Origin of the sequence: Alistipes sp. CAG:268 (genome assembly GCA_000434235.1) — a bacterium.
Taxonomy (GTDB): domain Bacteria; phylum Bacteroidota; class Bacteroidia; order Bacteroidales; family Rikenellaceae; genus Alistipes; species Alistipes avistercoris.
The window spans coordinates 189,107-203,144 of record FR892023.1; the positions used below are offsets into that span (position 1 = coordinate 189,107).

Genomic DNA, 14,038 nt, shown 5'->3' on the forward strand with positions numbered 1-14,038 from the left:
CGCTGGCCGGGTACAGAAACTGGAACCAGACCACGATCGGCGTGACGCGCTACATCATCGGCCACAGCCTGAAGGTACAGGCCGACGCCTCATACAACTACCGCAGCGAATCGGCAACGCCCGACTACAACCGCTGGGAGATCCGGTTCCAGCTCGAGCTCGGGCTCTGACCGGAAAGACCGCTGCAGCCGGCGATCCGGTCGGCCGCAGGCAGGCGCCGCTCGAAAAAAGAGAAGTCCCCGGAAGTTCCTGCATGGGAACTTCCGGGGACTTCCGTATCGTCGCACCGGAATGGATCAGAGGATCCGGAGTGCAATCCGGGCACAGGCCTCGGCATCGGCCAGGGCGTTGTGGTGGTGCTCCAGGTCAAAGCCGCAGGCAGCCGAGACGGTGTGGAGCTGGTGGTTGGGAAGGCTCCGCCCGAAGACCCGGCGCGAAGCCCGGCAGGTGCAGTAGAACCGGTAATCGGGATAGGGCATTCCATAGAGGTTGAAGACGGCACGCAGGCACCCCTCGTCGAAGGGCGAATTATGTGCCACGAGCGGAAGGCCCTCGATACGCGGGGCCACCTGGTCCCAGACCTCGGCGAAATCGGGGGCATCGACCGTATCCTCGTAGGTCAGGCCGTGGATTGCCGTCGTAAAACGGCTGTAAAAGTTCGGGCGCGGACGGATCAGGCTGTAGAACGTATCCCGGATCTCCCCGTCGCGGACCACCACCACGCCGACCGAGCAGACGCTCGTGCGTTGGCCGTTGGCCGTTTCGAAATCTATGGCTGCAAAATCGTTCATTCCCGGATCGTTTTCACTCCGGCAAAGGTAACCATTCCGGAGTTGAAAAGCAAATCGGACACGCCGGGTTTACCCTTCGGATACAGGGAAGCCGCACCCCCGGCAAGGGATGCGGCTTCAACAGGTGGCTCCGTCGCCCTACTCCCACTCGATCGTGGCGGGCGGTTTGGAGGAGATGTCGTAGACGACGCGGTTCACGCCGCGGACCTTGTTGATGATCTCGTTCGAGACATCGGCCAGGAACTCATAGGGAAGGTGCACCCAGTCAGCCGTCATGCCGTCCGTAGAGGTCACGGCACGCAGGGCCACGCAACTCTCGTAGGTGCGCTCGTCGCCCATCACGCCGACACTCTTGACCGGCAGCAGGATGGCGCCTGCCTGCCAGACCTTGTCGTAGAGGCCCCACGCGCGCAGCGCATCGATGTAGATCCGGTCCACGTTCTGCAGGATCTCCACCTTCTCGGCCGTGATGTCGCCCAGGATGCGGATCGCAAGGCCCGGACCCGGGAAGGGATGGCGGCCGATGAGCTGGTCGGAGATGCCCAGCGAGCGGCCCACGCGGCGCACCTCGTCCTTGAACAGAAGACGCAGCGGCTCGACGACCTTCAGGTTCATCTTCTCGGGAAGGCCGCCCACATTGTGGTGCGACTTGATCGTGGCCGACGGTCCGTTCACCGAGCACGACTCGATGACGTCGGGATAGATCGTACCCTGCGCCAGCCACCGCACGTCGCGAATCTGCATGGCCTCCTCGTTGAATACCTCGACGAAGTCGCGGCCGATGATCTTGCGCTTCTTCTCGGGCTCGGTAACCCCGGCCAGGTCGCCGAGGAATTTCGCACCGGCCTTGACGCCCTTGACGTTGAGACCCATGTTCTTGTACGACTCGAGCACCTCTTCGAACTCGTTCTTGCGCAGCAGGCCCGAATCAACGAAGATGCAGTAGAGGTTCTTGCCGATGGCCTTGTGCAGCAGGACGGCGGCCACCGAGGAATCGACACCTCCCGAAAGGCCCAGCACGACCTTGTCATCGCCCAGCTTCTCGCGCAGTTCGCGCACGGTAGTCTCGACGAAGCTCTCCGAGGTCCACGACTGGGAGCATCCGCAGATGCCTGCGACGAAGTTCTTCAGGAGCTGCTTGCCGTCGGTCGAATGGTAGACCTCGGGGTGGAACTGGATACCCCACGTCTGCTCGCCCTCGATGTGAAAGGCGGCGACGCGCACGTCCTCCGTGCTGGCAACGATCCGGTAGGAGTCGGGGACCCGCGTAATCGTATCGCCATGCGACATCCACACCTGCGTGGGCGAAGGAAGGTCCTTCATGAGCGCATCCTCGGGATCGCTCACCGTGAGCATCGCGCGTCCGTATTCGCGGCTCGGAGCCGGCTGCACCTCGCCGCCGAAGGCGTGGGCCAGGTACTGTGCGCCGTAGCAGACGCCCAGCAGCGGCAACCGCCCCTTGATCTGCGAGAGGTCGGGCGTCGGGGCCTGGGCATCGCGCACCGAAGAGGGGCTGCCCGAGAGGATCACACCCCGCACCGAAGCGTCGATCGGCGGAATCTTGTTGAAGGGGTGGATCTCGCAATAGACGTTCAGCTCACGCACACGCCGCGCAATAAGCTGCGTGTACTGCGACCCGAAGTCGAGAATCACTATTTTTTCCTGCATTCTGTTGTGTAGGTTTTATGAGTTCTTCACTGGACGGTTATAACAGCCTGCCTTGCGCATCTCGGCGGCAAAAGCCTCCGGACCGACTTCCCGGATCCGCTCGATGCAACCCCTGCGGTCGGAGCGGAAAATCACACCGAAAACCTTTCCGACGAAGCTGTTGAATTTCCGGCATTCCGGCAGCGGCATCAACATACATTCGGCACAACTCTGCCAGCCATGTTCAAGGCAACAGGCCCGGACTTTGCACCATGCCGCCTTTTCGTTCGCACGGCATCCCGGGCACCGCCCCTTCGCATAAGCCCGGCAGGCTTCGCAAAAGAGTCCGCAGGCTGCTATTTCCGGTTTCATTTCCTATCGCTCGCTCGAGTAGTTCGGAGCCTCGCTCGTGATCGTCACGTCGTGCGGATGGCTCTCGTGCATGCCCGAAGAGGTGATGCGGATGAACTGAGCTTTCTGGAGCGTCCGGATATCCTTGGCTCCGCAGTAGCCCATGCCCGAGCGCAGGCCGCCGATGAGCTGGTAGACCGTCTCGCTCAACGCACCCTTGAACGGCACGCGGGCCACGATGCCCTCGGGAACGAGTTTGTTGATGTTGCCCTCGCAGCCCTTCTGGAAATAACGGTCGGCCGACCCCGCCTTCATGGCGTCGATCGAACCCATGCCGCGGTAGGCCTTGAACTTGCGGCCGTTGTAGATGATCGTGTCGCCCGGAGCCTCCTCCGTACCGGCGAACATCGAACCGATCATCACGCAGTCGCCGCCCGCAGCCAGTGCCTTGACGATATCGCCCGAATAGCGCAGTCCGCCGTCGGCGATCACCGGGACACCCGAACCTTCGGCGGCCTTGGCGGCGGCATAGATCGCCGAGAGCTGCGGGACGCCCACACCGGCGATGATGCGCGTCGTGCAGATCGAGCCCGGGCCGATGCCGACCTTGATGCCGTCGGCACCCGCCTCGATGAGGAACTTTGCAGCCTCGGCCGTGGCGATGTTGCCCACGACGACGTCGAGCGACGGATACTTGGCCTTGATCTCGCGCAGCGTCTTGACGATGTTGCGCGAATGGCCGTGTGCCGAATCCAGCACCACGGCATCGACATCCTCGGCAACGAGTGCGGCGACACGCTCCATGGCGTCGGCCGTGATACCCACTCCGGCAGCCACGCGCAGACGGCCCTTGTCGTCCTTCGAGGCGTTGGGATGGTCCTGCACCTTCGTAATATCCTTATAGGTGATGAGCCCCACGAGGTGGCCTTCGTCGTCCACGACGGGCAGCTTTTCGATCTTGTTGTTGAGCAGCACCTCCGAGGCGTTGGCCAGATCGGTGCGATGCGTGGTGATGAGCCGGTCGCCCGGGGTCATCACCTCGGCGATCAGGCGCGACATGTCGCGCTGGAAGCGCAGGTCGCGGTTCGTAACGATACCGATCAGCCGACGGTCGGCATCCACGACTGGAATACCTCCGATCTTGTTCTCCTTCATCAGATTCAGGGCATCGCCCACGGTGTTGTCCTTCGAGATGGTCACCGGATCGTAGATCATGCCGTTCTCGGCACGCTTCACCCGGCGCACCTGCGCAGCCTGCTCGGCGATGGACATGTTCTTGTGGATCACACCGATGCCGCCTTCACGCGCCAGAGCGATGGCCAACGGAGCCTCCGTCACGGTATCCATCGCGGCGGAGACGATGGGGATGTTGAGTTTGATATTTCGCGAAAAGCGGGTGCGGACATCGACCTCTCGCGGCAACACTTCCGAATAGGCGGGTACAAGCAGCACATCGTCGAACGTAAGTCCTTCGGGCTGAACCCTTTCATTGATAAAAGACATAATGAACGTGGATTTTTGTTGCTCGCAAAATTAAGCATTTTAATTGGAATACGAAAGAGAAGCCCCGAAATTATCGAAGAAAAAAGCCCGCAAGGGATTTCGAGAACGGCACACGGCTCCGGCCGCCGTGCACAGACTCAGAAGCTCTTGAAGGGAACCGGATAGTCGCATCCGTTCACGGCCCCGTACTCGGAAACGTAGGCCTGATAGCGGCGACGGGCCTCGTCGGTCTTCTTCAATCGCAGCAGGGAGCGGATCAGACACGAGAGGGCCAGCTCGTTCAGCGGGTCGATATGGAACACCGCATCGGCCAGGCTGCAGGCCGAGGCATAATCCTCCTCATCGAAGGCCTGGGTCAGTTCGGCCGTGAGCGACGGTTCGAGGCGCCGTTCGAGGTCGGCCTTGAACGAGTCGAAGATCGGCTGGTCGGCCGACTTGAGGAACTTGCCACGCGAAAGGATGCGGACCAGCTCCTCGCGGCGCTCACCTCCGCCCGAAGACTCCAGCAACTCGAAGCAGCGCGTATAGTCGCAATAGAACGGCGGCGTCTGCACGATCCGGAAGCACCCCTTGCTGTAGAGCAGTTCGACTCCGTCGATCTCGTTGAGAATCTTGCGCAGGTGGTTCAGGGTCACGCCCCGGATGTTCTTGGTCTTCGACTCGGGACGGTCGGGCCACATCAGGCTGCTCAGTTTCGGCGAAGGGATTCCCTCTCCGTCGCTGTACTGCAGGACAAGACAGAACATCTGCTTGAGCCGCACGCTGAACAGGTAGGTAATATCGCGGTTGCGGCGGTCGTAGACCGTGAAATCACCGAACAGGCAGACCGAATTCGGCCCCGCCGGGTTTTCAGGTGCGGCATCCGCGGGCAAACCGGAGCCGGAACCGGTTCCCGAGCGAAGAAGTGCCCTGCGGCGCATTCTGTACCACACGCCCCCGCCGATCAGCAGGCACAGCGCTCCCGCCGCAACGCCCCACACCGTAGCACCCCGCCGTTCCTCGGAGAGCGCATCCAGCTCTTCGGCCGTAATCGGAGGAAAACTCAGCACATAGATCTTCAGACGCGAACGGATATCGTCGTCGAACTCCTGCACGGCAGCGTAGAGGCTGTGGAGCGAAGCGTCATAGTAGAGGTTGGCATTGGTCGTGATCTTGTCCGAACGGATCGGGATCGAGTCGCCCAGGATCTCACAGGTGCCGTCGTCGATGGAAAAACGGTACAGCCGCAGATAGGAGTCCGAATAGATCTCGGGATAGCACAGCGTATAGAATGCCGACGGATCGGGAATCACCATGCTGCGGACCGGGACCACGTTGTCGCCCTCCCAGGGCAGCTCCCAGAGTTTGCGAATGCGGCGTGTGGCCAAGTCCACACGGTGGAGGTCGTAAAAGTAGTAACGGCCGACAACTTGCTCGCCCGACTCGTTGCCCATGCCGCCGAAGATATAGACGGCATCGTGGCTGCGGCTGTAGCCCACCGACGAAAAATAGCGCGGGCAGAGCGAATCACCGCCGAAGCCATCCAGCACGGACCACTCGTGCGTATTGAGGTCGTAGGCATAGAACGACTTGCTGTAGCGCATGTTGCCGAAGCCGCCGAAAAGCGTGTACTGCCCCTTCTCGGCATCGAACCAGGCTCCGTGATGGTGCAGCTGCATCGGCAGACGGGCCGAGCTCTCGCGGCTCCACCGACCGGTATTCAGGTCGAGGCTCGCCACCGAGCACTCCCCCTCCGGGGAGGCCGGATCGTTTTCCGTATAGACTTCATAGGCATAAAGCTGGCCGCGCCCCGGGTCGATGAAATTCGTACCGAGCTTCAGATCGACAGGGCACCGCTCCGAAAAGAGCTGCTGCCGCGTCTGGCCGGTACGGATGTCGTAGATGAAAAGCGTATCCCGATTGAAATAGTAAAACTCCTTGTTGCGGGGGTTGTAGTTCGCACCGGCCACGCCCGAAGAGGAGAACGATGCCAGGAACCGCCAATGATAGGCGTCGTTGATGAGCCACAGGGGACAGACGGCCCGACCGACGGCCCGACCCCGCTCATCGTGAACCACCTCCCCGCGGCTCTCCGAAAGGGCGAAGAACATGCGGCGGGTGTCACCGATGGAGAGGTTGCGGATGGCAAACGACGGGACGTCGATGATGTGGTCGCTGCGTCCGAAAACCACCGCCGGACGACAGCGGTCGCTCATGGCGACACCCGAAGCCCCGAACGTGCGGTTATTGATTGCAAGCCCGATCGAATCTCGCTCCAGGTCGAACGTCAGTTTCATCCGGAACCACTTGACATCGGTCAGTTCCCGCGGGTCGATCGAGGCGGTGATCAGACTGCTGCGCCCCTCGTCATTGAGCCGGAAGAGGATCTGCGACCCCTGTCCGTCGTAGAAGAGATTGTAGATTCGGTGATCGGCGTCGTTCTTGACACGGAGGATATAGCCGATCTTCTTCTCGGGATAGAGCGAAAGGTCGAACTCCAGATCGAAACGGCCCGAATAGGTCGGAGGCCGTCGCGAAAAGACCGTATAGGAGGTACGCTGGTCGATCGGGGCCTCGCTGTCACGAAAACGCAGTCCCTGGGCGCGGACAAGAGCCGGCGACAACACCACGCCCAATAAATATATAATGGTAAAAACAAACCTCGCGGGTCTCATACGCTTCCTGATGGGGTATGTCCTGGGACGGCATCCAACCTCCGGAGTCCGATCCACAACGTCACAAAGATACTCAATAAACGGAAAAATAAAAATATCGGACCCACTCCATCGATGCTTCCGACTACGTTTTTCCGACATCCGACAACGGACAATACAACCAAGAGGCATCGGTCAAAAAAGGCAAAAACAGAGAACCGAACGACATGCAAACAGCTTAATATATTGATTTACAACAATAAAATCAAGCACGCGCCAAAATATTAAAATTTGCCGGATTAATGATTTTTTTCGGTTTTTAACCCGATTTTAACCTTTTAACTAACCGGGTACTCTTTAATTTTGACTGCTGAAACCGGGAAGGAGCCCCTTGAAGCTCCAAGGCGGTTCTTAAAATTTTCAGCAACCGGAGTCCGAACCTGCGAATTTCTACGATTCGAAATAGATCATTAACCATTAAAACCAACCCAAGCATGAAGCTAAAAAGACTCTTACGGAATTTCGTATGCGCAGCCGCGCTGGGAAGCCTGGCTGCCGGGACTGTGGCCTGCAGTGACGACGACTCCAACGGAGCGGGCGACACGGGCAAGACCGGAACCCTCTCCGGAGCGGTCACCGACAACTTCGGCCAACCGCTTGCCGGAGTGACCGTCCGCGTGGAGAAGACCGAACTCTCCACACAAACCGCCGATGACGGAACCTACACCCTCGAACAGGCTCCGGCCAGCGGCTCGCACATCGTGACCTTCACGAAGGAGGGTTACCAGAGCGTGAGCATTACCATCACGGAAGCACGCTTTACCGACGGCGTCGCCGCAAACCTCAATGCCGAGATGGAATACGCCAACGCCACGATCCGGGGAACGGTGACCGACGGCCGGAATGCCGGAGCCCCGCTTGCCGGAGTAACGGTCACGCTGAGCAACCAGCAGTCGGCAACTACCGGAGACGACGGTGCGTTCCTCTTCGAGAACCTCGCCCTTTCGGACTATACGGTGACTTTCGCCAAGCAGGGATACCCCACAGAGACGGTGCAGATCACAACCTCGGACTTCGTGGACGAGGTGGCGACCATAAACATCGAAATCGGCGGCGAGGCGCTGATCGGCGACCTGACGGCCTACGACCTCCGTTCGGCCGACAAGTGGTACTACAACGAATACCGCGGAGGGCGCAACGCCGAGATGTACCCCCACTGGGACTGGGCCTGCGACTACATGTGTACGCTCGACTTCCGCGGACAGTGGGAGGAGCAGAACGAGGGAACGACGCTCCAGATCCACAACTCGACGGACGACCAGAGCAACCCGGCCGACCTCGAGAACTTCGACTCGTGGGTCTTCGGCAGCAAACTCATCACCGAGGACAACTGCACGATGACGCTCCAGATCCGCACCCACGGAGCTACGGCCGAAAAGCCCGTATATTATGGGGTACAGGTCGTGGACCTCTCGGCGGCGCAGCCCGTCCGTGAAACGGTGGACGACGTGCGGACGGTCAATTCCGAGGCCTATGTCAATTCGGTATTCGACCTGAGCAAGTACATCGGCAAGGAGATCGTGATCGGCATCGGCATCTTCCGTCCCCAGACCGGCGACTTCTACAACCAGCTCGTCCTGCGCCGCATCGCCTTCGCCAAGACGCAGATCGAGGACGGCAACATGTGGGACTGGCTCCCGGGAACTCCCGTAGCCGGACTCGACAACTGGAAATTCACCGAGGAGATGGTGCGCTCGACGATGCCCCATACGAAGAGGTCGTTCACCGGAATCAGCAAGATCTCGGGCAGCCGCGACAACTACGTCGATGCCTACCGCGACTGGCGCAACACGGGGCATGTGGCCGCCGAATGGTCGTTCGTGCCGCTCCACAAGGACCCCGAGGTATTCCCTTCGGAGGGCTACCTGATCAAGACCCGCGGCAGTGACGCCTCGGTGAACACCCGTGAGCCGGAGGCCTACCTCTATGCCAAGTTCGCCATCGGAGCCGGGCAGAACCGGCTGACGTTGAAGACCCGCACGTTCAGCGACAACTGCACCTACTTCAAACTGACGGCCATCGACGAGTCGTGCAACGCCACGGCGATCGCCCCGTCCGAATACACCGCCACCACGGCCGAGGCGGCTGCCGACGGCTGCTGGAAGTTTGCAAACAACGCCGGAACGACCTCCGCACCGAACGACTATGCTACCTTCACCTACGATCTCTCGCAATTCGACGGGGAGGATGTGGTGCTGGTGCTCGGCGTCTACAAGGGCGAGGCCAACGGCGACGAGAGCAAGCTCTGCCTCTACAGCATCGATCTGAACTAATTCCGCATCCCGTAACCGTACGTCGTCCGGACCGCCCCAACCTGCGGTCCGGACGGCGGCGGAGGGATACAAACCTAAAAAACCACCATGAAAAAAATCGTTACCACCGTTCTCTGCTCGCTGCTGCTGACAACGGCCTGCAGCAAGGAGGAGTTCAAAAGCAACTACAACTACAAGGGCAACCACAACCCGGTGTCGGCGGACAACCTCCCGGAGCAGAACCTGCTGCGCGCCATGCAGCTGACCGATGCCGCCGTGGAGAACTACTTCGAGGGCAACAACATGACCCTCGCCGAGAAGTACAATCCCTACACCGACGCACGCGAAGGGACCGGAAGCGTCTGGGTCTACACGAGCTGCATCGAGGCCGTGAATGCCGTCATCGACGGTCTGAAAACCCTCCGCGACCGGGGCGACGCAACGCTCTACGACCAGCACTACTCCCGCTATGCGGAGCTGCTCGACAAACTCTACCTCAACGCCGGATTCTACCGCGGCACCTTCACGCTGACCTCCTACACCCAGACCAAGGAGTGGACCGTCTACGCCGTGAACCGCAGCAGCGGCGACATGGGGACAGCCGACGTGTCGGGAATCATGAACGTATACGACGACCAGATGTGGCTCATTCGCGAGCTGCTGAATGCCTACCGGCTCACCGGCAACGAGAAATTCCTGACCGAGGCCGAATACCTGACCGGCTATGTGCTCGACGGATGGGACTCGACGCTCGACGACAACGGGGTCGAATACGGCGGAATCACCTGGGGCCCCGGATACTCGACGAAGCACTCGTGCAGCAACGGCCCGATCGTCAGTCCGCTCGTCTGGCTGCATGAGATCTACAAGGACCGCAACGACGAGATCACCTACCTCTATATCGACACGGACCGCAGCCGCAAGACGAAGACTGTCCGGAAAAGCGACTACTACCTCGACTTTGCCGAGCGCGTCTACGCCTGGCAGAAGAACCACCTGCGCCGCGACGACGGCGTCTATGCCGACATGATGCACAACCCCGGCACGCCGCTCAACCCCGGCGACAAGGATCTGGGCGAGGGCGTGCAGCTCGAACTCATCGACGGAGTCTACTACCGCAAGCACGCCAACATGGCCGGATACACCGGAGAGGCCTACTCATACAACAGCGGTACGATGATCTCGGGTGCTGCCGACCTCTACCGTGCCACGCAGCAGCAGGTCTATCTCGACGACTTGAAGGAGCTCTCGGACGACACGTTCGCCTACTTCGCGAAGAAGGATGCAACCGTCGCCGGATACTACACCTATGCCTTCACGGGCAACAACAACTGGTTCAACGGCGTGCTGATGCGCGGCTGGGCCGATGCATATGCCTGCTACCCCGAGAAGACGGCCGAGTACCTCGACACGTTCCAGAAGAACCTCGACTACGCCTACGACAACTTCCTCTACGACTCGATGCTTCCGGTGAACCTGCTCGTCGGCTGGAGCCGCGATCAGGGCCACAACGCCGTAGCAGCACTCTTCACGTTCGCCTATGCCGCGGAATATGCCGTACTGGCCGCCTATGAAGCCGAAAAATAACCCTAACCCAAATAACCCTTAGTCATGGAGAATACGAACAAACGCAAAACGGGCTCGCTGCGAGTCCTTATCGCGGCACTGCTATGCCTGATCGTCCCGTACATGGCGTCGGCGCAGCAGGCCGTCACCGTACAGGGCCGGGTCACCGATGCGGAAAACCAACCGCTCATCGGCGTATCGGTCCTCGTCAAGGGCACCACGACCGGCGTATCGACCGGCATCGACGGTGACTACACGATCACGGCCCCGGCCGACGGAACCCTCGAATTCGCATTCCTCGGCCTGAAGACCCAGGATATCGAGATCGGAAGCCGGAGCATCATCAACGTCGTCATGGAAGAGGACAAGACCTCGATCGACGAGGTGGTCGTCGTCGGATACGGCGTACAGAAGCGCGGCTCGGTCACAGGAGCCGTCGCCGGCGTGAAAGGCTCCGAGATGATCCAGACCAAGAACGAGAACCCGCAGAACATGCTGGCCGGACGTGTGGCCGGTCTGCGCGTGTGGCAGAAGAGCTCGGAACCCGGAACGTTCAGCAACTCGTTCGACATCCGCGGCATGGGCTCCCCGCTGGTGATCATCGACGGCATTCCCCGCACCACGGAGGAGTTCCAGCGACTCAATCCCAACGACATCGAGGATGTCTCGGTGCTGAAGGACGCCTCGGCCGCCATCTACGGTGTGCGCGCCGCCAACGGCGTGGTGCTCGTCACCACGAAGCAGGGCCGGGAAGGACAGGCCAAGGTCTCCTACAACGGCTCGTTCACCTTCCAGGTTCCCTCGAAGATGCCCAAGCTGGCCAACGCCTACGAGGCCATGACGCTCTACAACGAGCAGTCGATGAACAAGGTGGACGGCGGCAGCATCATCTACACCGAGGATGATTTCGAGGCTTTCCGCAACGGTACCCGCCGGACCACCGACTGGAACTCGCTGCTCTTCTCCGACTTCTCACCCCAGACGCAGCACGACATCAGCATCTCGGGAGGAACCGAGAAGACGAAATACTACGTCAGCATGGGCTACTTCTACCAGGAGGGCTTCTTCCGCTCGGGCGACCTCAACTACGACAAGATCAACCTCCGCTCGAACCTCAGCACGAAGATCGCGAAAGGCCTGACCTTCGACCTGAACATCAGCGGCATCGCCGACCAGCGCAACACCCCCTACACCAGCTCGGTGGACATCATCCGCAACTACTGGAAGCAGGGCGTGCTCTACCCCGCCTATGCCGATCCCGAGAACACGATGCTCAACTACGAGGGTCTCGACCTGCAGCAGAATACCATCGCCATGATGGATTCGGACATCTCCGGATACCGCAAGTACGACCAGAAGTTCTTCGAGTCGTCGGCTGCGCTGAACCTCGACTTCGGCGCCTTCGCACCCGCCCTGCAGGGACTCACGGCCAAGGGGCTCTTCAGCTTCGACTACCGGCTCAACAACAACGAGATCTACCGCAAGGAGTATTACCTCTATGCCTATGACGAGGACACCGACTCCTACAACCACATCGTCTACAACGGCAGCTCGCCGAGCCAGCTGCGCCGCGAGCAGTACAGCAAGCAGCAGGTGCTCGGACAGTTCGTCATCAACTACGACCGCACCTTCGGCCGGCACCACGTCAGCGGACTCGTCGGCTGGGAGGTCCAGAAGCGCATCGGCGACAACTTCTACGCACAGCGCGACCTGGCCTACAGCTCGCCCTACCTGATGGCCGGTGTCGATGCGGGCCAGCTGGGCGGCATGTCGAGCAGCTACAACGACATCTACGAATTGGCCAACGAGGCACTCATCGGCCGTGTGAACTACGACTTCGACAACCGTTACCTGATCGAGGCGCAGTTCCGCTACGACGGATCGTCGAAGTTCGCCAAGGGACACCAGTGGGGCTTCTTCCCCTCGGTATCGGCCGGATGGCGCATCTCCGAAGAGCCGTTCATCAAGAACAGCGACTTCTTCTCGTTCATCGACCAGCTGAAGCTCCGCGCCAGCTACGGCGTGCTCGGTGACGACGGCGACCTGCAGTACGACTGGGCCACGGGATACACCTATCCCTCCACGAGCGGCAACGCCGAGAAGGGATACTACAACCAGTATGCCCCGGGCTACATCTTCGGCGGCGAATTCGTCTATGCCGCCACCCCGCTCGCCCTGCCCAACGAGAATATCACGTGGTACACCTCCCACACGTTCAACATCGGTGTGGACTTCGAGGGTTGGAACGGCCTGTTCGGCTTCTCGCTCGACTACTTCAACCGCTACCGCAAGGGCATGTTCGCACGCCGCTCGGGCGACCTGCCGACGGTGGTCGGCGCCTCGGCCCCGCGTGAAAACCTCGACAGCGACCGCCAGTTCGGCCTCGAGCTCGAGCTGACCCACCGCAACCGCATCGGGGAGTTCGCCTACAACATCAAGGCCATCGCCACGATCACGCGCAACAAGTACCTGACCGCCTCCGAGAAGGGTCCGTGGGGCAACTCCTACGACCGTTGGCGCAACGACAACCTGACGCACCGCTACCAGGGCATACAGTTCGGCTACGAATCGGCCGGCCGCTACGAAAGCTGGGAGGACATCTGGTCGTACAACATCTACAAGGACCGCGACGTCCTGCCCGGAGACTACAAGTATGTGGACTGGAACGGCGACGGCGAGATCAACTCGCTTGACGAGCACCCGTTCGCCTTCGACCAGACCCCGTGGATGAACTTCAGCCTGAGCTTCGACGCCACGTACCGCAACTTCGACCTCTCGCTGCTGTTCCAGGGTTCGGCACTCGGCTCGATGGAGTACAAGGAGCCGCTCTACTCGATCTGGGGATCGAACGGCGGCGGCACCCTCGAGCAGTACCTCGACAGATGGCATCCCGTCGATCCCAACGCCGACCCCTACGATCCCGAAACGGAATGGGTCGAGGGATACTACGGATACACGGGCCACTACCCGAAGAGCAACTCGGAGTTCAACCGCGTGAGCACGTCGTACCTGCGTCTCAAGAGCATCGAGATCGGCTACACGCTGCCCAAGTTCAAGCGCGTATCGACGATGAGCCTGCGCGTCTATGCCAACGCATACAACCTGTTCACGATCACCGGCGTCAAGTTCGTCGATCCGGAACACCCGGACGATGACCTGGGCCGCATGTACCCGCTGAACAGGACCTACACGCTCGGTCTTTCGCTCTCGTTCTAAATCCTCTACCGTGAACATT

General features: G+C 60.5%; 8 protein-coding genes and 1 pseudogene. 4 read left to right on the plus strand and 5 right to left on the minus strand.

What is annotated here, in order from left to right:
• Positions 1–170: pseudogene (locus QZL63_RS11785) on the plus strand (porin); the annotation flags it as partial.
• A 126-nt stretch (positions 171–296) separates the two neighbouring features.
• On the opposite strand, the gene QZL63_RS11535 reads toward QZL63_RS11785, so the two are convergent.
• From QZL63_RS11535 to QZL63_RS11555, 5 genes are all read right to left on the minus strand, one after another.
• Positions 297–791: a 3'-5' exonuclease gene (locus tag QZL63_RS11535; protein WP_022309442.1), complete on the minus strand. Its 495-nt coding sequence runs from the start codon at positions 789–791 to the stop codon at positions 297–299.
• Between the two features lie 138 nt (positions 792–929).
• On the minus strand, positions 930–2,459 hold the full coding sequence (gene guaA / locus QZL63_RS11540; protein ID WP_022309443.1) for a glutamine-hydrolyzing GMP synthase: 1,530 nt from the start codon (positions 2,457–2,459) through the stop codon (positions 930–932).
• Positions 2,460–2,474: 15 nt separating this feature from the next.
• A complete protein-coding gene (locus QZL63_RS11545) occupies positions 2,475–2,810 on the minus strand; it encodes a DUF3795 domain-containing protein (RefSeq protein WP_290587245.1) in 336 nt (111 codons plus the stop codon).
• 3 nt (positions 2,811–2,813) lie between these two features.
• Positions 2,814–4,292: an IMP dehydrogenase gene (gene guaB / locus QZL63_RS11550; protein ID WP_022309444.1), complete on the minus strand. Its 1,479-nt coding sequence runs from the start codon at positions 4,290–4,292 to the stop codon at positions 2,814–2,816.
• A gap of 137 nt (positions 4,293–4,429) precedes the next feature.
• Positions 4,430–6,898 carry a Kelch repeat-containing protein gene (locus QZL63_RS11555; protein WP_290587281.1) on the minus strand — a complete coding sequence of 823 codons (2,469 nt, stop codon included), beginning with the start codon at positions 6,896–6,898 and terminating at the stop codon, positions 4,430–4,432.
• Positions 6,899–7,419: 521 nt separating this feature from the next.
• Between QZL63_RS11555 and QZL63_RS11560 the strand changes: the two genes are divergently transcribed.
• The 3 genes from QZL63_RS11560 to QZL63_RS11570 all read left to right on the plus strand — a co-directional run bounded on the left by QZL63_RS11560 (position 7,420) and on the right by QZL63_RS11570 (position 14,019).
• Positions 7,420–9,258, plus strand: a complete 1,839-nt coding sequence (locus QZL63_RS11560) for a carboxypeptidase regulatory-like domain-containing protein (RefSeq protein ID WP_022309446.1) — start codon at positions 7,420–7,422, stop codon at positions 9,256–9,258.
• An 87-nt stretch (positions 9,259–9,345) separates the two neighbouring features.
• Positions 9,346–10,824: a glycoside hydrolase family 76 protein gene (locus QZL63_RS11565; RefSeq protein ID WP_022309447.1), complete on the plus strand. Its 1,479-nt coding sequence runs from the start codon at positions 9,346–9,348 to the stop codon at positions 10,822–10,824.
• A gap of 24 nt (positions 10,825–10,848) precedes the next feature.
• Entirely contained in the window at positions 10,849–14,019 is a 3,171-nt protein-coding gene (locus QZL63_RS11570) for a SusC/RagA family TonB-linked outer membrane protein (RefSeq protein WP_022309448.1), read from the plus strand.
• Positions 14,020–14,038 lie beyond the last annotated feature (19 nt).

What these genes read in the sequence shown, in the direction of transcription:
- QZL63_RS11535 (WP_022309442.1), bottom strand. Translation starts at nt 791, where the DNA reads ATGAACGATTTTGCAGCCATAGATTTCGAAACGGCCAACGGCCAACGC.
- QZL63_RS11560 (WP_022309446.1), top strand. Translation starts at nt 7,420, where the DNA reads ATGAAGCTAAAAAGACTCTTACGGAATTTCGTATGCGCAGCCGCGCTG.
- QZL63_RS11545 (WP_290587245.1), bottom strand. Translation starts at nt 2,810, where the DNA reads ATGAAACCGGAAATAGCAGCCTGCGGACTCTTTTGCGAAGCCTGCCGG.
- QZL63_RS11570 (WP_022309448.1), top strand. Translation starts at nt 10,849, where the DNA reads ATGGAGAATACGAACAAACGCAAAACGGGCTCGCTGCGAGTCCTTATC.
- guaB (WP_022309444.1), bottom strand. Translation starts at nt 4,292, where the DNA reads ATGTCTTTTATCAATGAAAGGGTTCAGCCCGAAGGACTTACGTTCGAC.
- QZL63_RS11565 (WP_022309447.1), top strand. Translation starts at nt 9,346, where the DNA reads ATGAAAAAAATCGTTACCACCGTTCTCTGCTCGCTGCTGCTGACAACG.
- guaA (WP_022309443.1), bottom strand. Translation starts at nt 2,459, where the DNA reads ATGCAGGAAAAAATAGTGATTCTCGACTTCGGGTCGCAGTACACGCAG.